Origin of the sequence: Allocatelliglobosispora scoriae, assembly GCF_014204945.1 — a bacterium.
In the GTDB taxonomy this organism is placed as follows: Bacteria; Actinomycetota; Actinomycetes; order Mycobacteriales; family Micromonosporaceae; genus Allocatelliglobosispora; species Allocatelliglobosispora scoriae.
In genome coordinates, this window is record NZ_JACHMN010000002.1 from 3,849,341 (window position 1) to 3,867,429 (window position 18,089).

General features: G+C 68.8%; 16 protein-coding genes and 1 pseudogene. 14 read left to right on the top strand and 3 right to left on the bottom strand.

Going from position 1 to position 18,089, the window contains the following annotated elements:
* Nucleotides 1–5: 5 nt before the first annotated feature.
* On the top strand, nucleotides 6–284 hold the full coding sequence (locus F4553_RS23125; RefSeq protein ID WP_184839207.1) for a hypothetical protein: 279 nt from the start codon (nucleotides 6–8) through the stop codon (nucleotides 282–284).
* 66 nt (nucleotides 285–350) lie between these two features.
* The gene (locus tag F4553_RS23130) at nucleotides 351–1,547 is read left to right on the top strand and encodes a hypothetical protein (protein WP_184839209.1); all 1,197 of its coding nucleotides are present in this window, start codon (nucleotides 351–353) and stop codon (nucleotides 1,545–1,547) included.
* Nucleotides 1,548–1,582: 35 nt separating this feature from the next.
* Here F4553_RS23130 and F4553_RS23135 read toward each other — a convergent pair whose 3' ends face one another.
* From F4553_RS23135 to F4553_RS23145, 3 genes are read right to left on the bottom strand one after another with little or no spacing between them, the layout of a single operon-like run.
* Nucleotides 1,583–2,725: an NADH-quinone oxidoreductase subunit D gene (locus F4553_RS23135; protein WP_246466482.1), complete on the bottom strand. Its 1,143-nt coding sequence runs from the start codon at nucleotides 2,723–2,725 to the stop codon at nucleotides 1,583–1,585.
* Nucleotides 2,722–3,717, bottom strand: a complete 996-nt coding sequence (locus F4553_RS23140; protein WP_184839211.1) for an SAM-dependent methyltransferase — start codon at nucleotides 3,715–3,717, stop codon at nucleotides 2,722–2,724. Before F4553_RS23140 ends, F4553_RS23135 begins: the two co-directional genes overlap by 4 nt.
* Nucleotides 3,714–4,658: an aldo/keto reductase gene (locus F4553_RS23145; protein WP_376776244.1), complete on the bottom strand. Its 945-nt coding sequence runs from the start codon at nucleotides 4,656–4,658 to the stop codon at nucleotides 3,714–3,716. The genes F4553_RS23140 and F4553_RS23145 overlap by 4 nt, the downstream gene beginning before the upstream one ends.
* A gap of 39 nt (nucleotides 4,659–4,697) precedes the next feature.
* On the opposite strand from F4553_RS23145, the gene mqnC reads away from it, so the two are divergent.
* The 12 genes and pseudogenes from mqnC (at nucleotide 4,698) to nuoH (ending at nucleotide 18,088) form a co-directional block, all read left to right on the top strand.
* Nucleotides 4,698–5,870 (top strand): cyclic dehypoxanthinyl futalosine synthase, encoded by a 1,173-nt coding sequence (mqnC, locus tag F4553_RS23150; RefSeq protein WP_184839213.1) that lies wholly within the window; start codon nucleotides 4,698–4,700, stop codon nucleotides 5,868–5,870.
* Nucleotides 5,871–5,939: 69 nt separating this feature from the next.
* Nucleotides 5,940–6,794, top strand: a complete 855-nt coding sequence (locus F4553_RS23155; protein WP_184839215.1) for a hypothetical protein — start codon at nucleotides 5,940–5,942, stop codon at nucleotides 6,792–6,794.
* Nucleotides 6,791–7,480 (top strand): demethylmenaquinone methyltransferase, encoded by a 690-nt coding sequence (locus F4553_RS23160; protein WP_184839217.1) that lies wholly within the window; start codon nucleotides 6,791–6,793, stop codon nucleotides 7,478–7,480. Before F4553_RS23155 ends, F4553_RS23160 begins: the two co-directional genes overlap by 4 nt.
* A gap of 518 nt (nucleotides 7,481–7,998) precedes the next feature.
* Nucleotides 7,999–9,279, top strand: a complete 1,281-nt coding sequence (locus F4553_RS23165; RefSeq protein WP_184839219.1) for a geranylgeranyl reductase family protein — start codon at nucleotides 7,999–8,001, stop codon at nucleotides 9,277–9,279.
* Nucleotides 9,280–9,294: 15 nt separating this feature from the next.
* Complete coding sequence (locus F4553_RS23170; RefSeq protein WP_184839221.1) at nucleotides 9,295–9,654, top strand: NADH-quinone oxidoreductase subunit A; 360 nt, start codon at nucleotides 9,295–9,297, stop codon at nucleotides 9,652–9,654.
* 10 nt (nucleotides 9,655–9,664) lie between these two features.
* The gene (locus F4553_RS23175) at nucleotides 9,665–10,306 is read left to right on the top strand and encodes a NuoB/complex I 20 kDa subunit family protein (protein ID WP_184839223.1); all 642 of its coding nucleotides are present in this window, start codon (nucleotides 9,665–9,667) and stop codon (nucleotides 10,304–10,306) included.
* Nucleotides 10,303–10,935 (top strand): NADH-quinone oxidoreductase subunit C, encoded by a 633-nt coding sequence (locus F4553_RS23180; RefSeq protein ID WP_446680429.1) that lies wholly within the window; start codon nucleotides 10,303–10,305, stop codon nucleotides 10,933–10,935. Before F4553_RS23175 ends, F4553_RS23180 begins: the two co-directional genes overlap by 4 nt.
* The gene (locus tag F4553_RS23185) at nucleotides 10,932–12,260 is read left to right on the top strand and encodes an NADH-quinone oxidoreductase subunit D (protein WP_184839227.1); all 1,329 of its coding nucleotides are present in this window, start codon (nucleotides 10,932–10,934) and stop codon (nucleotides 12,258–12,260) included. Before F4553_RS23180 ends, F4553_RS23185 begins: the two co-directional genes overlap by 4 nt.
* Before the next feature lie 62 nt (nucleotides 12,261–12,322).
* A pseudogene (gene nuoE / locus F4553_RS23190) lies at nucleotides 12,323–12,991 on the top strand (NADH-quinone oxidoreductase subunit NuoE); the annotation flags it as partial.
* A 20-nt stretch (nucleotides 12,992–13,011) separates the two neighbouring features.
* Nucleotides 13,012–14,313, top strand: a complete 1,302-nt coding sequence (nuoF, locus tag F4553_RS23195; RefSeq protein ID WP_184839231.1) for an NADH-quinone oxidoreductase subunit NuoF — start codon at nucleotides 13,012–13,014, stop codon at nucleotides 14,311–14,313.
* Nucleotides 14,313–16,724, top strand: a complete 2,412-nt coding sequence (locus tag F4553_RS23200; RefSeq protein ID WP_184839233.1) for an NADH-quinone oxidoreductase subunit G — start codon at nucleotides 14,313–14,315, stop codon at nucleotides 16,722–16,724. Before nuoF ends, F4553_RS23200 begins: the two co-directional genes overlap by 1 nt.
* Nucleotides 16,721–18,088 carry an NADH-quinone oxidoreductase subunit NuoH gene (nuoH, locus tag F4553_RS23205; protein WP_184839236.1) on the top strand — a complete coding sequence of 456 codons (1,368 nt, stop codon included), beginning with the start codon at nucleotides 16,721–16,723 and terminating at the stop codon, nucleotides 18,086–18,088. The genes F4553_RS23200 and nuoH overlap by 4 nt, the downstream gene beginning before the upstream one ends.
* The last annotated feature ends 1 nt before the right edge of the window (nucleotide 18,089 follow it).

Consider the following 18,089-nt stretch of genomic DNA (forward strand, 5'->3'; position numbering starts at 1 on the left):
GCGCCATGTCGACATTCGCCGAACTGGACGCCCACACCACCGAGGACCTGCGCGAGCTCGCGTTCGCGAAGGCGAAGTCCGAGCGTGACGTGAGCTTCTTCTGGGACCTCTTCCAGCACCTGCCGAGCGCGACGGAGGCCGAGGTCGGCGACAACTCCCTCGGGGACATCGGCCCCCAGGTCGACGACTATGTCGGATTGTGGCGTGAGTTCACCGGGCACAATTACGGCGAGCAGGAGCCCCTCATCCGGGCGCGCTTCATCGACTACCTGCTCAACAGCTGATCCAGCGCTTTGTTGACTAGGTTCGGTCCTTTGCAAAGGCCAACCTAGTGGGTAGGCTGCTCAGCCATGCCGCCTACTACCGAAACCGCTGAACGGCAGGGTGCGCGACTGCTCACCCCGCTCTTCTGGGCCGGGGTCGGACTGGCTCCGATCGCCGCCCTGTTTCTGCTGGTCGGAGACGGGGATGGCTCGCTGCGGGCCGCTGTCGGCATCGCCCTGCTGAGCATCATCCTGATGGGACTCTCGCTCGCCCTGCGGCCCCAGCCGGAATCGATCAAGGTTGAGCTCGAGGACACGATCTTCGACGAGATCGACATCCTGCGGGAGGACGTGCGCGCCGACATCACCACCGCCGCGCGCGCCACGCACCGCCAGTTCGGTGAGAAGTTCCAGTACCTGCAGGACAACGTGGAGCACATGCGCGGCCAGCTCGAGGCGATCCGTGCCGAGCTGGCCCGGGCGCAGCAGCACACACCCGTGCACCACCCGGTTCCGCCGCCGCAGCACACGGGCCCCCCGCCCGTCGCGCGGCCGAGCGGACCGCCGATCGTCCCCGGTGGCCCCGGCATCGTCCGGCACACCGAGACCGTGCAGGTCACCACCCGCTCCACCATCGTCGACCCTCATGCCGAGGACGCCCGCCGTGGCGCCGCCCCGCGCGGCACCGAGTGGGGCACCCGCCAGCCGCAGCCCAGCCGGGCCGAGCATGAGGAGTCCTGGACCGAGCAGCGCCTGCGGGAGCGGCTCGCCAGCGCAGGTCGCGAGCGGGAGGTCGACGGCGAGGTCGTCGCACCCCGCGACCGGTTCGAGGGCGAGCGTGACGGTGAGGACCGCTGGGCAGGCATGCGCTCCGGCGACCGGTGGGCCTCCGTGCGCTCCGACGACCGCGGTCGCGAGCTGCGCGTCGGCGAGCGCCGCGCCGCGGTCCACAGCGACGAGAGCGGCACCGAGATGCGCATCGAGGACCGCTGGGCCGCCGTGCGCCGCGACGAGCGACGTGACGATCCACCGCGCCGCGACGATCCCCCGCGCCGCGACGATCCGCGTCGGGCCGCCGACGACCGCTGGGAGGAGCCGCGCACGCGGCGCCCCGCGCCCGAGGACGCCGACTGGGACAGCCGCGACGACGAGCGCGGCTACAGCCGCCGGGCGCTGCCGGCCGAGCCGGAGGAGCCGTCGGCCGGTGAGTGGGTCCGTGGCTGGTCCCGCGAGCCCGAACCCGAGCGCGAACGCGAGCGCGAGCGCCGCCGCTACGACTACTGAGTCTCCGGCGGGGCGCGGCGACCCGGTCGCGGTTATTACTTGTCGATGTCGCCGACGACGAAGAACATCGAGCCGAGGATGGCGACCAGGTCCGGCACGAGGGTTCCCGGCAGCAGTGTCGCCAAGGCCTGCACGTTGGAGTAGGACGCGGTCCGCAGCTTGAGGCGCCACGGCGTCTTGTCGCCCCGGGAGACCAGGTAGTACCCGTTGACCCCGAGCGGGTTCTCGGTCCACGCGTAGGTGTGGCCCTCCGGTGCCTTGACCACCTTGGGCAGCCGCACATTGATGGGGCCGGAGATCCGGTCGAGCCGGTCGAGGCACACCTGTGCCAGGTCGAGCGAGACGTAGACCTGGTCCAGCAGCACCTCGAAGCGCGCATGGCAGTCGCCGGCCGTCTTGGTGATCACCGGAACGTCGAGCTCCCCGTACGCCAGGTAGGGCTCGTCGCGGCGCAGATCGAAGTCGAGGCCGCTGGCCCGGGCGACCGGACCGGAGGCCCCGAACGCCGCTGCCTTCTCGGCGCTGAGCACCCCGACGCCCACGGTGCGGGCCATGAAGATCTCGTTGGTGCGGATCAAGTTGTCGAGGTCGGGCATGCGGCGGCGGACCAGGTCGATCGCCTCGCGGGCCCGCCGGGTCCAGCCCGCCGGGACCTCCTCCTTCACCCCGCCGACGCGGTTGAACATGTAGTGCATCCGCCCGCCGGAGACCTCCTCCATCACCGCCTGGATCGTCTCCCGCTCTCGGAACGCGTAGAAGACCGGCGTGATCGCGCCGATCTCCAGCGGGTAGGAGCCGAGGAACATCAGGTGGTTGAGGACCCGGTTGAGCTCGGCGAGGGCGGTGCGCAGCCAGACCGCGCGTTCCGGCACCTCGATGCCCATCAGCCGCTCGACGGCGAGTGCCACGCCGAGTTCGTTGCTGAAGGCGGAGAGCCAGTCGTGCCGGTTGGCGAGCATGATGATCTGCCGGTAGTCGCGTACCTCGAAGAGCTTCTCGGCGCCGCGATGCATGTAGCCGACGATCGGTTCGGCCGCCACGACCTGCTCGCCGTCGAGGGTCAGTTTCAGTCGCAGGACACCGTGGGTGGAGGGGTGCTGCGGACCGATGTTGAGGATCATGTCGCTCGTTTCGAGCCCGGCGCCCGTACCGACCGTCATCTCCCGCAGCTGGCTCATGCTGCCCACCCTAATTGGATGCCGACCTGGTGCAGCAGCCACAGGTGCGCGCCGAGTCCGCGCGGGTCGGTCAGCTCGGCCGCCGCACTCGCCGCGCTCAATTTTCGCAGGTACGCCAGAGGCTCGCTGCTCGCAAGCGCTATCGGTGGCCGTGCACCGGTTATCCCCAGCCTGTGGAAAACCTCGCGCTGCGTTATCAGTTCGTCACCCGGTCGTACCAACGAGTCCATCGCGACGTGTGCGGTGATGTCGGTGCTCCCGTCGAACCGGGGCTCGACCTCCCGCCCGCCTCGGAAGCCGGTGAGCGTTCCACCCCATGGCCGCTCCGCGAGCCGGTGCCCGTAGTCGATGGCGACGGCGAGCCCGCGATCGAGCCGGGAGACGGCGTCAGCCCAGGCCAGGTCCCGGCTGAGCCCGATCTCCGCGACCTCACCCGGTTCGCTGATCGGCCACCACCGAGCCAACCAGTCCGCGTCGTCCCCGCGGACCGGTGCCCCCATCCCGTCGACGGTCCGGTAGCGCACGGTCCCGAAGCCGTCGACCTCGGCGAGGTCCAGCGGCACGTTGTCCAGCCACTCACACCCGAGCAGCACCCCAGTCACACCGACGGGCACGTCCGCCACCCACGCGATCCGCTCGTCCAACCCCTCCGGCCGCCGCCCGACCTCCACCCCCACCCACCGAAATTCGCGTTGATCAAGGGAAGACTCGCCATCCGGGGTGTCCGATATGCGGCGAGTCTTCCCTTGATCAACGCGAATTAGGGGGAGGAGGGCGGTGAGGAGTTCTCCTCGGCCGGCGCCCACGTCGACGACCGTGACGGGGGTGGTGGGGGGTAGGAGGCCGGCCACGCTGTGGATGAGGGTGGCGATGGCCTGTGCGAAGAGGGGGGAGGCGAGCGCGCTGGTGCGGAAGTGGTCCGCCGGTCGTTCCCGGATGAAGAAGCCGTCCGGGCCGTAGAGCGCGCCCGCCATCGCCGCCTTGATCGTCATGCGGTGATGCGGTCCAGTTCGTGCAGCTCCTCGGTGGTGGGCAGCCACGATCCGGCGGCGGCGTTGGCCCGGACCTGGGACGGTGAGGTTGCTCCGGCGATGACGGAACTCACACCCGGCTTCGCCGCCAGGCCGCCGATCGCCACGTCGAGCATCGTGACGCCACGGTCGGAGGCGAACTGCTGGAGCGCCTCGATCTTGTCCCAGGGCGCCCGGTCGAACCACGACTGGTAGCGCTCGTTCGCCATCCTGGTCCCCTGCGGGGGTGCCTCGCCACGGCGGTAGACGCCCGTGAGCAGCCCGGACTCAAGCGGGAAGAAGGGGATGAAGCCGACGCCGTGGTGCGCGCAGGCGGGGAGCATCTCCTTCTCCGGTGCCCGGTGCAGCCAGTTGTAGTGGTTGGTGGTGCTGATGAACGAGGTCAGCCCGGCGTGCTTCGAGGTCCACGCGGCGTCGACGACCTGCCACGCGGCGAACTGCGACGAGCCGATGTAGCGGACCTTGCCCGAGCGGACGAGGTCGTCCAGCGCGCGCAGGGTCTCCTCGATCGGAGTTGCCGGGTCGGGGGTGTGGAACTGGAAGAGGTCCAGATGATCAGTGCCGAGCCTGGTCAGCGACGCCTCGACGGCCTGCATGATGTAACGCCGGGATCCCCGGGCATTGCCATCGGGCAGCCCCATCGGCATGCCGAACTTGCTGGCGAGCACCACCTCGTCGCGTACGCCCTTGAGCGCTGGTCCGAGGTGGCTCTCCGAGGAGCCGGCCGGGTCCCCGTACACATCTGCTGTGTCGAAGAACGTGATGCCGGAGTCGAGCGCGGCCTCGACCACCGCGGACGTCTGCGCAGCGTCGAGCTTGCGTCCGAAGTTATTACAGCCGAGCCCGACGGCGGAGACGACAAGCCCGGAGTTGCCAAGTCTGCGATAACGCATCTCACCCATGCCGTTGACCTTAACGACTCGGGAGGTAGCCTCGGAGACGTGACGAGCCAGGCGGAGATCGACAGCATCCTTCAGCGCGGCGCCGATGGCGGCCGGATCACGCCCGAGGAGGCGTTGTTCCTGTATACCGAGGCGCCGCTGCACGCGCTCGGCGAGGCGGCGGACACCGTGCGCCGCCGGCGCTACCCGGACGGGATCGTCACCTACCTGATCGACCGCAACATCAACTACACCAACGTCTGCGTCACCGCCTGCAAGTTCTGCGCGTTCTACCGCGCGCCGAAGCACTCCGAGGGCTGGTCGCACGACATGGACGAGATCCTGCGCCGCTGCGGCGAGGCGGTCGACCTCGGTGCCACGCAGGTCATGCTCCAGGGCGGGCACCACCCGGACTACGGCGTCGACTACTACGAGAACCTCTTCTCGTCGGTGAAGTCCGCCTACCCGGACCTGGTGATCCACTCGATCGGGCCGAGCGAGATCCTGCACATGGCCAAGGTCAGCGGCACCACCATCTCCGAGGCCGTGGTCCGCATCAAGGCGGCCGGTCTCGACTCCATCGCCGGTGCCGGCGCGGAGATGCTGCCCGAGCGGCCGCGCAAGGCGATCGCGCCGCTCAAGGAGTCGGGCGCGCGCTGGCTTGAGGTCATGGAGGTCGCGCACCGGCACGGTGTCGAGTCCACGGCCACCATGATGATGGGTACGGGTGAGACCAACACCGAACGCATCGAGCACATGACGATGATCCGGGACGTGCAGGACCGGACGGGCGGGTTCCGGGCCTTCATCCCGTGGACCTACCAGCCGGAGAACAACCACCTCAAGGGCCGCACCCAGGCGACCTCCCTGGAGTACCTGCGCCTCATCGCCGTCGCCCGCCTCTTCTTCGACAACGTCAACCACCTGCAGGCGTCGTGGCTGACGACCGGCAAGGACGTCGGCCAGCTCGCCCTGCACATGGGTGTCGACGACCTCGGCTCGATCATGCTGGAGGAGAACGTCATCTCCTCGGCGGGCGCGAAGCACCGGTCCAACCTGCACGACCTGATCTGGCTGATCCGCAGCGCCGGCCGGATCCCGGCGCAGCGCGACACCCTCTACAACCACCTGGCAGTGCACTACACGCCCGCCGACGACCCGACCGACGACCGGGTGACCTCGCACTTCTCGTCGATCGTCAACCGGTCGCTGCCGCTGGTCGAGGCCCGCTAGCCGAAGCCTTCTCGTGTTACTGTCCTGATCCGCCGCGCTGGGCGCGTCCGACCGGGGGAGTAGATCGTCGTGCGTTTCGTCCGTGGCATGTTCGCACTCGTCGTGGCCCTGCTGGTGACGTTCTCGGCAGGGGCGGCACACGCTGCTGACGTTCGCACCGCCGACCTCGATCCGGCAGCACAGTCCGGTCATGCCCGGGTGGGTTCGGAGGCACGAGTCGGGCTGGTCGTCCACAACCACGGACCTAACCCGACGGTCACCGCGAAGGTGGTCATCGATGTCACCGCGCCCGGCGGCACGGTCTTCGGCAACAGCCTCGACAAGTACGTGAGCACCTACTACCTCTGCACGGTCGTCACGCCGCACAAGCGCGCCCGATGCAAGCTGGGCGCGATGTGGTACCCCGACAACGACCAGCCGAGCAGCGTCGACGGCCCGTCCGGCTGGCACGCGCTGACCTTCAAGGTCGTGGCGAAGTGCACGACACCCGGCCGGTTCAAGCTGGAATACCCGTGGGACCCGAAGCCGTCCAACAACTCCGCCTCGCTCGTGGTGAAGGTCGACGGGGTCGCCGCGAAGGAGTGCGAGAAGCCCCGGCCCTCCCCGTCGGCGCCGAAGCCCGCGGTTGTCGCCGCTGTGTCGGCGAGCCCTTCCGTGAGCCCTTCCATGAGCCCTTCCGTCGATGCGGTCGTCGGTGAACCGTCCAGGTCGACCGAGGCTGCTCCGCTGGTCGCCGAGCCTGAGCAGTCGTCGGACTCGGGGATGAGCACCGGTGGATTCATCGTCGGCGGCATCGCCGTGCTGCTCGGTGTCGCGTTGCTCGTCGGAGCCCTGTGGCGGGGTCGGCAGCGCAGTGCGGCGGAGGAGTTCGACGAGGGCGTCATCCGTACCGATCAGAGGTTCATGCAGAATGGCGGGTTGTGAGCCGCGCAAATCTGGACAAGCAGCCCCATGAGATCGCCGAGATGTTCGACGGTGTCGCCGCGAACTACGACCGGACCAACACGATCCTCTCCTTTGGACGGGACCGGGCCTGGCGGAAGGCGACGGCTGCGGCCCTCGCGCTGAAGCCCGGTGAGAAGGTGCTCGATCTGGGTGCCGGTACGGGGGTCTCCACGGTGGACCTCGCCCGTGGCGGTGCCTTCGCGGTCGGCTCCGACCTCTCCCTCGGCATGCTCGGCGTCGGCCGCCGGGTCCGCCCGGAGGTGCCGCTCGTCGCCGGTGACGCCCTCGCGCTGCCCTTCGCCGACGGCGTCTTCGACGCGGTGACGATCTCGTTCGCCCTGCGCAACGTCGTCGACACCGCCGGGGCCCTGCGCGAGATGGCCCGGGTCACCAAGCCCGGTGGACGCCTCGTGGTCTGCGAGTTCTCGCATCCGACGTGGGGTGCGTTCCGCAAGGCGTACCTGACGTATCTGATGGGGAGCCTGCCCGCCGTGGCCCGGCGGGTCTCGTCCAACCCGGACGCGTACGTCTACCTCGCCGAGTCGATCCGGGCCTGGCCCGACCAGGCGGGTCTCAGCGAGATCATGCAGGGCGCCGGCTGGTCCAAGGTGGGCTGGCGCAACCTCACCGGCGGCATCGTCGCTCTTCATCGCGCCATTCGCTAAATCAGGCGGGTTCTCCACAGGGGCTCCTCCTCCACCGGTCCGACCTCCTCACCCGTCCCAGGCTCTGGCGGGCATGAGCGCCAAGACCGCCGCAACTCTTCAAGAGTTGGTCCTGAACGCTCGGTTCAGGCGATCTTGGCGTGGGCGCAGGGCGGGGTGCGACGTGGGGGCGCGGCGCGGGAGCGGGTCGGGGTGCGGAAAGGTGCATAATGCGCATTGTGGGGGAAAAGTCAACGGGGGACTTTGGGGGCGGGTTTGGGGAGGAGCCTGTCCGGGTTCGTGACCTCGAGGAGAACGCCGCCCGGGAGATCAAAGAACGGGGCGAAACCAGCCACCGGAACGATGATCCCAAGGTGTGGGAGCAGCGGAAACGTAAAAGTGGACCTTGACCAGCCCCGACGAGATGAATGTCACGGCTTAGGGTTGCCTAAGTCACGGGTGTTAACGCGAGCGGTACTAGAGTGCCCACCGGACAGCTTGTGAAGAGTTTCACGAGCGGCGACCGGTGGAGGTGACCTGTGAAGGAACCAGCGGATAGAGACGCTGACGTCATCGTTGTCGGCGCCGGACCCGGCGGTTCGACCACCGCCTTCCATCTCGCCAGTCACGGGCTCAACGTGCTGCTGCTCGAGAAGACCGAATTCCCCCGGGAGAAGGTCTGCGGCGACGGGCTCACCCCGCGCGCGGTCAAGCAGCTCATCAACATGGGCATCGACACCAGCCCCGAAGCCGGCTGGCTGCGCAACAAGGGCCTGCGGGTCATCGGCGGGGGAGTGCGGCTCGAGCTGGACTGGCCCGACCTCGCGAGCTTCCCCGACTACGGGCTCACGCGCACCCGGCTCGACTTCGACGACCTGCTGGCGAAGCGGGCGGTCGAGGCCGGCGCGGTTCTGCGTACCAACACGAATGTCACCGGGCCGGTGCTCGACGCGGCCGGACGGGTGGTCGGGGTGGAGGCGCTCGTGGGACGCGGCAAGGAGCCGGTGACCTACCGCGCGCCGCTCGTGGTGAGCGCCGACGGTGTCAGCGCGCGGTTCCCGCTCGCGCTGGGGATCGCCAAGCGCGAGGACCGCCCGATGGGCGTCGCCGTCCGGAGGTATTACCGCTGCGCGGCGAAGGCCAACGACGACTACCTGGAGTCGTGGCTGGAGCTGCGCAGCAAGGAGTCCGACGGCAAGCTGCTCCCCGGTTACGGCTGGATCTTCGGCATGGGCGACGGCCGGATCAACGTCGGTCTCGGCGTGCTCAACAGCTCCAAGGCCTACCAGAAGACGAACTACCGGCAGATGCTGCTCGACTGGATGAGCTCGACGCCCGAGGAGTGGGGGCTCACCGACGAGTCCAACGCCGACGGCGGCATCCAGGGCGCCGCGCTGCCGATGGGCTTCAACCGCACCCCGCACTACACCCGCGGCCTGCTGCTCGTTGGAGATTCGGGAGGCATGGTCAACCCGTTCAACGGGGAGGGCATCGCCTACGCGATGGAGTCCGGTGAGCTCGCCGCCGAGGTGATGATCCAGGCACTCGCTCGCGCGGAGGGCCCGGAGCGCGAACGTGCGCTCTCGGCCTACCCGACCGAGTTGAAGGCACGCTATGGCGGTTACTACCGGCTCGGCGGCGTCTTCGTGAAAATGATCGGGAACCCGCAGGTGATGAAGCTGGCTACGAAGCACGGCATGCCGCATCCGACGCTGATGCGCTTCGTGCTCAAGCTGCTCGCCAACCTGACCGATCCGCGGGGCGGCGACGCGATGGATCGAGTCATCAATGGTCTCAGCCGGTTGGCCCCGGCGGTATAACGACAGGGAGCAGTGATGTCGGCGTATGTACCCATAGTCGGGCTCGCGGCACTCGCCGCACTCTTCGCGCTCTTCTCCGTTGGCATCGCGCCCTTCGTGGGCCCGCGGCGCTTCAACAGGGCGAAGCTCGAAGCGTACGAGTGTGGCATCGAGCCGACTCCGCAGCCGGTCGGCGGTGGGCGCTTCCCGGTGAAGTTCTACCTGACCGCGATGCTCTTCATCATCTTCGACATTGAGATCATCTTCCTGTACCCGTGGGCGGTCAGCTTCGAAGCGCTGGGTGTCTTCGGGTTCATCGAGATGGCCATGTTCATCGCAACGGTCTTCATCGCGTACGCCTATGTGTGGCGGCGCGGCGGCCTGGACTGGGACTAGGAGCTGACCCATGGGTATCGAATCCGCGGCTCTGCCCAACGGCGTTCTGCTGACCACCGTCGAGAAGCTGGTCAACTGGTCGCGTAAGGCGAGCTTCTGGCCGGCCACCTTCGGCCTGGCCTGCTGTGCCATCGAGATGATGGCGACCGGCGCGGCCCGCTACGACCTCGCCCGCTTCGGCATGGAGGTCTTCCGGGCGTCGCCGCGGCAGGCCGACCTGATGATCGTCGCCGGCCGGGTGAGCCAGAAGATGGCCCCGGTCCTGCGCCAGATCTACGACCAGATGCCGGAGCCCCGCTGGGTGCTGAGCATGGGCGTCTGCGCGAGCTCGGGCGGCATGTTCAACAACTACGCGATCGTGCAGGGTGTCGACCACATCGTGCCGGTCGACATGTACCTGCCCGGCTGCCCGCCGCGGCCGGAGATGCTGATCGACGCGATCCTGAAGCTGCACGAGAAGGTCATGGCCGAGCCGATCGACGCTCGCCGGGCCAAGACCGTCGCCGCGGGCAAGCAGCCGATCGTGGCACCCGGCGCGATGCCGTCGAGCTACCGCTACGACAAGCAGCGTCGGGCGGAGTGGGAGCAGGCGGTGGCTGCCGGCACGGAAGAGCAGCTGCGCATCGCCAACTGGATGGGGGTCGGCAAGTGACAGACCACGGCGCATTCGGAGTCAAGGGCTCCGGTGACACCTCCGGCTTCGGCGGCCTGGTCCGCAAGCCGGGCACGGTGCTGGAGTCGCAGCGGCCCTTCGGCGGCTGGTTCGACGAGGTCACGGATTCGCTGGAGGAGGCGTACCCGGAGTTCGCGGACGCCATCGAGCGGGTCGTCGTCGACCGCGGCGAGTTGACGTTGCACGTGAAACCTGAGCGCATCGCCGAGGTGTGCCAGGTGCTCCGCGACGACGAGGGGCTGCGCTTCGAGCTGCTCTCCTCGGTCTCCGGTGCCGACTACCCGGCCGAGGAGCGTCGACTGCACTCGGTCTACCACCTCACCTCGATGACCTACCGCCGCCGCATCCGGCTGGAGTGCGCGGTGACCGTCGAGAACCCGCACCTGCCGAGCGTGACCGCCGTCTACCCGACCGCCGACTGGCAGGAGCGGGAGGCCTGGGACATGTTCGGGATCATCTACGACGGGCACCCCAACCTGACCCGCATCCTCATGCCGGATGACTGGGACGGTCACCCGCAGCGCAAGGACTACCCCCTCGGCGGCGTGCCGATCGAGTACAAGGGCGTCGAGATCCCACCGCCAGACCAGCGGAGGTCGTACAAGTGAGCAGCAACACGAGTTACGCCAGCGAGCGCGAGACGACCGAGGGCAAGGTCTTCACCGTCACCGGTGGCGACTGGGAGACCATCGTCTCGGGCACCGATCCGATCAGCGACGAGCGGATCGTCGTCAACATGGGGCCGCAGCACCCCTCCACGCACGGCGTTCTGCGCCTGGTGCTGGAGCTGGAGGGCGAGACGGTCACCGACTGCCGGCTGGTCGTCGGCTACCTGCACACGGGCATCGAGAAGAACCTCGAATACCGCAACTGGACGCAGGGCACCACGTTCGTCACCCGGATGGACTACCTCGCGCCGATCTTCAACGAGACGGCGTACTGCCTGGCGGTGGAGAAGCTGCTCGGCGTCGAGGACCAGATTCCGCAGCGGGCCACCACGATCCGCGTGCTGATGATGGAGCTCAACCGCATCGCCTCGCACCTGGTCTGGCTCGCCACGACCGGCATGGAGCTCGGCGCGCTCTCGATGATGATCTACGGCTTCCGCGAGCGTGAGTTCATCCTGGACATCTTCGAGATGATCACCGGTGCCCGGATGAACATGGCCTACGTCCGCCCCGGCGGCGTGGCACAGGACCTCCCGGACGCCGCGATCCCGAAGATCCGCGAGCTGATCGACTTCATGCCCAAGCGCATCAAGGAGTACGAGGCGCTGCTCTCGGACAACGCGATCTGGGAGGCGCGCACCAAGGGTGTCGCCGTCCTCGACGTGACCGGGTGCCTCGCGCTCGGCATCACCGGGCCGGTGCTGCGCAGCTCGGGCCTCGCCTGGGACCTGCGCAAGACGCAGCCCTACTGCGGCTACGAGACCTACAACTTCGAGGTGCCGGTCGCCGAGACCGCCGATGTCTACGGCCGCTACCTGGTGCGGCTGGCCGAGATGAAGGAGTCGGTGCGGATCGTCGCGCAGGCGCTGGACCGGCTGGAGCCGGGTCCGGTCATGATCGCCGACAAGAAGATCGCCTGGCCGGCGCAGCTCGCGGTGGGTCAGGACGGCATGGGCAACTCGCTCAACCACGTCGCGAAGATCATGGGTCAGTCGATGGAGTCCCTCATCCACCACTTCAAGCTGGTGACCGAGGGGTTCCGGGTGCCCGCGGGGCAGGTCTACGTCGCGGTCGAGGCGCCTCGGGGGGAGCTTGGCGTACACGCCGTCTCCGATGGCGGAACGCGGCCGTTCCGGGTGCACTACCGCGAGCCGAGCTTTATCAACCTGCAGGCCATCCCCGCGATGGCCGAGGGCGGCCTGCTCGCCGACGTCATCGCCGGCGGCGCGTCCCTGGACCCGGTTATGGGAGGGTGTGACCGATGAGCACCGGCGCGAAGAGCCACCTCATCCAGCTGAGCGCTCGTGACTCCGACTCCGATGTCGAGGTGCACTTCAGCGACGCCACCTATGAGCGGGCGAAGGAGATCATCGCCCGCTACCCGGCCGGCAAGGAGCGCTCGGCACTGCTGCCGCTGCTGCACCTGGTCCAGTCCGAGGACGGCTACGTCACCCCGGCCGGCGTCGCGTTCTGCGCGGAGCAGCTCGGCCTGACGAAGGCCAACGTCGGCGCGGTCGCGACCTTCTACACCATGTACAAGCGCAAGCCGACCGGCGACTTCCTGATCAGCGTCTGCACCAACACCATGTGCGACGTGCTCGGCGGGCAGAAGGTCTTCGACGAGCTCAGCGAGCACCTCAACGTGGGGCACGACGAGACGACCGCCGACGGCAAGATCACGCTGGAGCACGCCGAGTGCCTCGCGGCCTGCGACTACGGCCCGGTGCTCACCGTCAACTACGACTTCTTCGACCGGGTCACCCCCGAGTCGGCGGTCGCGCTCGCGGACAAGCTGGCGGCGGGCGAGCGGCCGATGCCGACGCGCGGCGCGCGCCTGTGCACGCTCAAGGAGATGGCGCTGCAGCTCGCCGGTTTCGGTGACGAGCGCGACGGCGCGGTCGCGGACGGTCCCGCCGGAGATCCAACCCTCCAGGGGGTACGCCTGGCGCAGCAGCACGGCGTCAGCGTGGCGGACTTCGACATCAACACTCCGATCCCCACAGCGGGAGGTAGCAAGTGAGTGTCTACGAGAAGCTGACTCCGGTGCTGACCAAGCGGTGGCTCTCGCCGGACGCCTGGCGCCTCGACGTCTACGAGCAGCTCGACGGCTATGCGGCGATGCGCAAGGCGCTCCAGGCGCACCCGGACGACCTGATCGCTCTGATCAAGGACTCCGGGCTGCGCGGGCGTGGCGGCGCCGGCTTCCCGACCGGTCTGAAGTGGGGCTTCATCCCGCAGAACGACGGCAAGCCGCACTACCTGGTCGTCAACGCCGACGAGGGTGAGCCGGGGACCTGCAAGGACCTGCCGCTGATGACGCACGACCCGCACTCGCTGCTGGAAGGCGTCATCATCGCGTCCTACGCGATCCGCTCCAACCGGGCCTTCATCTACATCCGGGGCGAGGCCGTGCACGCGGCCCGGCGGCTGCGCAACGCGGTCGCCGAGGCCTACAAGGCCGGCTACCTCGGCAAGAACATCCTCGGTACCGGCTTCGACCTCGACGTCGTCGTCCACTCCGGCGCGGGTGCCTACATCTGCGGCGAGGAGACGGCGCTGCTGGACTCGCTGGAGGGGTTCCGCGGCCAGCCCCGGCTGCGCCCGCCCTTCCCGGCGACCCACGGCCTCTACGCCTGCCCGACGGTCGTCAACAACGTCGGCACCATCGCGAGCGTGCCCTACATCGTGCTGGGCGGCGCTGCCTGGTGGAAGACGATGGGCACCGAGAAGTCGTCCGGCCCGATGATCTATTCGCTCTCCGGGCGGGTGAAGAACCCCGGGCAGTACGAGTGCTCGATGGGTGTCACCCTGCGGGAGCTGATCGAGCTGGCGGGCGGCATGCTGCCGGGTCACGAGCTGAAGTTCTGGACGCCGGGCGGCTCGTCGACGCCGCTGCTCGCGGCGCAGCACATCGACACGGCGATGGACTTCGAGTCCGTCGCCGCGGCCGGCTCGATCCTCGGCACCACGGCGACCCAGATCTTCTCCGATCAGGACTGCCCGGTCTACGCGACCTATCGCTGGCTGGAGTTCTACCACCACGAGTCGTGCGGCAAGTGCACCCCGTGCCGCGAGGGCAACTACTGGATGGTCCGGGTCTACCGCCGCATCCTCACCGGCCACGGCACGCACGAAGATCTGGACACGCTGCTCGACACGGCCGACAACATCCTGGGCCGGTCGTTCTGCGGTCTCGGTGACGGCGCGACCAGTTCGGTGACGAGCTCGCTGCAGTACTTCAAGCAGGACTACCTGGACTACATCGAGGGCCGGAAGCAGCCTGTGCTCTCGGTCCGCGCACTGGCAGGAGCACACTGATGACTGCTGAGGTAGTAAAAGCGACCGATACGGTCACGCTCACGATCGACGGGATCGAGGTGACCGCGCCGAAGGGTGCGCTGCTCATCCGGGTCGCCGAGACGATGGGCATCGAGATCCCGCGGTTCTGCGACCACCCGCTGCTCGCCCCGGCCGGTGCCTGCCGCCAGTGCCTCGTCGACGTCGAGGGCCAGCGCAAGCCGGTCGCCTCGTGTACGCAGACGGTCGCCGACGGCATGGTCGTGCGGACCCAGCTCACCTCCGAGGTCGCCAAGAAGGCGCAGGAGGGGGTCATGGAGCTGCTGCTCGTCAACCACCCCCTCGACTGCCCCATGTGCGACAAGGGCGGCGAGTGCCCGCTGCAGAACCAGGCGATGTCGACCGGCCGCACGGAGTCCCGCTTCCACGAGCACAAGCGCGAGTACGAGAAGCCGATCAACATCTCCACCCAGGTGCTGCTGGACCGCGAGCGCTGCGTGCTCTGCCAGCGCTGCACCCGGTTCTCGGAGGAGATCGCCGGTGACGAGTTCATCGACCTGATGGAGCGCTCGTCCAACGAGCAGATCAACACCTACCGGGACTCGTTCTACGGCAAGGAGGACGGCGAGACCGAGCCGTTCAACTCATACTTCTCGGGAAACACGATCCAGATCTGCCCGGTCGGGGCACTGACGAGCGCGCAGTACCGCTTCCGCGCCCGCCCCTTCGACCTCGTCTCCACCCCGAGCGTCTGCGAGCACTGCTCGGCGGGGTGCGCCCAGCGCACCGACCACCGCCGCGGCAAGGTCATGCGCCGCCTCGCCGGTGAGGACCCGCAGGTCAACGAGGAGTGGAACTGTGACAAGGGCCGGTGGGGCTTCCGTTACGCCACCAGCTTCGACCGCCTCCTGACGCCGAAGATCCGCGATGCGGAGAGCGGTGAGCTGCGCGACGCCTCCTGGAGCGAGGCGCTGCAGTTCGCCGCCGCCGGGCTGCGCAAGGCCCGCGACGGTGCCTACGGCGTCGGGGTGCTCCCCGGCGGCCGGTTGACGGTCGAGGACGCCTACGCCTACGCGAAGTTCGCCCGCGCGGTCCTCGGCACCAACGACATCGACTTCCGCGCCCGCCCGGTCAGCAACGAGGAGACCGACTTCCTCGCCTCCACCGTGGTCGGCGACAACAGCGTCACCTACGCCGACCTGGAGAAGGCGAAGCACGTGGTCCTCGTCGGGCTGGAGCCCGAGGAGGAGTGCCCGATCGTCTTCACCCGGCTGCGCAAGGCGCACGCCAAGGGCAAGCTGCGGGTCACCTCGGTGGCGCCGTTCGCGACCCGGGGTCTGGAGAAGCTCGGCGGTGCGCTGATCAGCACGGCACCGGGCGGCGAGCCCGGCGCGCTGGAGGTGCTCCAGGGCGTCGACACCGACACGGTCATCCTCGTGGGTGAGCGGCTCGCCACGGTCTCGGGCGGCTTCTCGGCGGTGGCGGGGCTCGCCGGGCGTACCGGCGCGAAGTTGGCCTGGGTGCCGCGGCGCGCGGGTGACCGCGGCGCCGTCGACGCGGGCTGCCTGCCCAACCTGCTCCCCGGCGGCCGGTCGGTCATCGACCCGGCCGCGCGGGCCGAGCTCGCGCAGGCGTGGGGCCTGGAGCCGGGGCAGATCCCCGGCCAGCCCGGACGCGACACCGACGCCATCATCGCAGCGGCCAACAGCGGCCGCATCGGCGCGCTGATCGTGGCCGGAGTCGACCCGGCCGACCTCGCCGACCCGAAGGCCGCCGAGGACGCGCTCGACAAGGTCGAGTTCCTCATCTCGCTGGAGGTGCGCGGCACCTCGGTGGCGCGCCGGGCCGACGTGGTCTTCCCGGTCGCCCCGGTCGCCGAGAAGGCCGGCTCCTTCGTCAACTGGGAGGGTCGCCTGCGCACGTTCGAGCAGGTCTTCGACCTCTCCTCGATGTCGGACGCGCGGGTCCTCGACGCGATCGCCCGGGAGCTCGGCGTCACGCTCGGCACCGGCGACGTCCTCTCCATCCGCCAGGAGCTGGGCAGCCTGCCCGCCACGACCTCGGCCCGGCCCCTGCCGCCGGCGACCCCTGCGGGCGAGCGGACGCTGCCGGGCAGCGGCGAGGCGATCCTCGCCACCTGGCACCACCTGCTCGACCTCGGCAGCCTGACCGACGGCGACGAGGAGCTGGCCGGCACGGCCCGCACCCCGGTCGTCCGGGTCTCCAAGGCGACCGCGACCGAGCTCGGCGTCGCCGACGGCGACCCGGTCACCGTCGGCACGAAGCGCGGCGCCATCACGCTCGCGGCGCTCGTCACCGAGATGCCCGACGGCGTGGTGTGGGTTCCGACCAACTCACCCGGCAGTACCGTGCGGCGCAGCCTCGGCGTGGCCGCCGGTGCGCTGGTCTCCATCTCTGGGGGTAAGTCATGATCCTCGCTCAGGATCCCACCCTCGCCGACTTCGGCAAGGACCCCTGGTGGCTGGTCCTGCTCAAGGTCGTCGCGATCTTCGCCTTCCTGGTGGTGATGACCCTCTTCGCCATCTGGTACGAGCGGCGTGTCGTCGCCCGCATGCAGGTGCGTCCCGGCCCCAACCGCAACGGGCCCTTCGGCCTGCTGCAGTCGCTCGCCGACGGTCTGAAGCTCGCCTTCAAGGAAGACATCATGCCGAAGGCCGCCGACAAGGTGGTCTTCTTCCTGGCACCGGTGATCTCGACGCTCTGCGCGTTCACGGCGTTCGCGATCATCCCGCTCGGCGGCATGGTCTCGATCTTCGGCACGAAGACCCCGCTGCAGCTCACCGACATCCCGGTCGCCGTGCTGCTGGTGCTCGCCTGCGGCGGCCTCGCCGTCTACGGCATCGTGCTGGGCGGCTGGGCGTCGGGCTCGACCTACCCGCTCCTCGGTGGTCTGCGCTCCAGCGCCCAGATGATCTCTTACGAGGTCGCGATGGGCCTGTCGATCGTGGCGGTCTTCATGACCGCGGGCACGATGAGCACCTCGCAGATCGTCGCGGCGCAGGGTTCGGGCATCAAGGTCTCGCCCTTCGGGCTCGACTTCACCGCACCCGGGTGGTACGGCATCCTGCTGCTCCCCAGCTTCATCATCTACTTCGTCTCGGCGGTCGGTGAGACGAACCGTGCTCCCTTCGACCTCCCCGAGGCCGAGTCCGAGCTGGTCGGCGGCTTCCACACGGAGTACAGCTCGCTGAAGTTCGCGCTGTTCTTCCTCGCCGAATACGTCAACATGGTGACCGTCTCCGCGCTCTGCACGACGCTCTTCCTGGGCGGCTGGCGGGCACCGGCACCGATCACCACGTGGTGGGCGGGCGCCAACAGCGGCTGGTGGACCTTCCTGTGGTTCACGATCAAGGTCCTGATCCTGCTCTTCGTCTTCGTCTGGCTCCGGGGTACGCTGCCGCGGCTCCGCTACGACCAGTTCATGCGCTTCGGCTGGAAGGTGCTGATCCCGGCGAATCTCGTCTGGATCCTCCTGCTCGCCGGCATCAAGATCGTCCAGAACCAGCAGGGCTGGGACACCCAGCAGCGGCTCATCGCCCTCGGCATCCCGCTGGGCATCGTGCTGTTCATCGCGATGGTCTGGCCGACCAAGGAGAAGCCGAAGCCGGAGACGATCGCCGAGCACATCCGCAAGCGCCCCCGTGGCAGCTTCCCGGTCCCGCCGATCGATCTGCAGGTCCCGGTGAATCCCCGTACCGCCAAGCGGCTGACCGCGGACCGGGAAACGGTCCCGGCCGGCGCCGACGGCGGCACCGACAGTGCAGAGGAGGCATGAC

Coding starts and splice junctions, on each gene's coding strand:
- F4553_RS23125 (WP_184839207.1), top strand. CDS start 6: ATGTCGACATTCGCCGAACTGGACGCCCACACCACCGAGGACCTGCGC.
- F4553_RS23130 (WP_184839209.1), top strand. CDS start 351: ATGCCGCCTACTACCGAAACCGCTGAACGGCAGGGTGCGCGACTGCTC.
- F4553_RS23135 (WP_246466482.1), bottom strand. CDS start 2,725: ATGAGCCAGCTGCGGGAGATGACGGTCGGTACGGGCGCCGGGCTCGAA.
- F4553_RS23140 (WP_184839211.1), bottom strand. CDS start 3,717: ATGACGATCAAGGCGGCGATGGCGGGCGCGCTCTACGGCCCGGACGGC.
- F4553_RS23145 (WP_376776244.1), bottom strand. CDS start 4,658: ATGGGTGAGATGCGTTATCGCAGACTTGGCAACTCCGGGCTTGTCGTC.
- F4553_RS23170 (WP_184839221.1), top strand. CDS start 9,295: ATGTCGGCGTATGTACCCATAGTCGGGCTCGCGGCACTCGCCGCACTC.
- F4553_RS23175 (WP_184839223.1), top strand. CDS start 9,665: ATGGGTATCGAATCCGCGGCTCTGCCCAACGGCGTTCTGCTGACCACC.
- F4553_RS23200 (WP_184839233.1), top strand. CDS start 14,313: ATGACTGCTGAGGTAGTAAAAGCGACCGATACGGTCACGCTCACGATC.
- nuoH (WP_184839236.1), top strand. CDS start 16,721: ATGATCCTCGCTCAGGATCCCACCCTCGCCGACTTCGGCAAGGACCCC.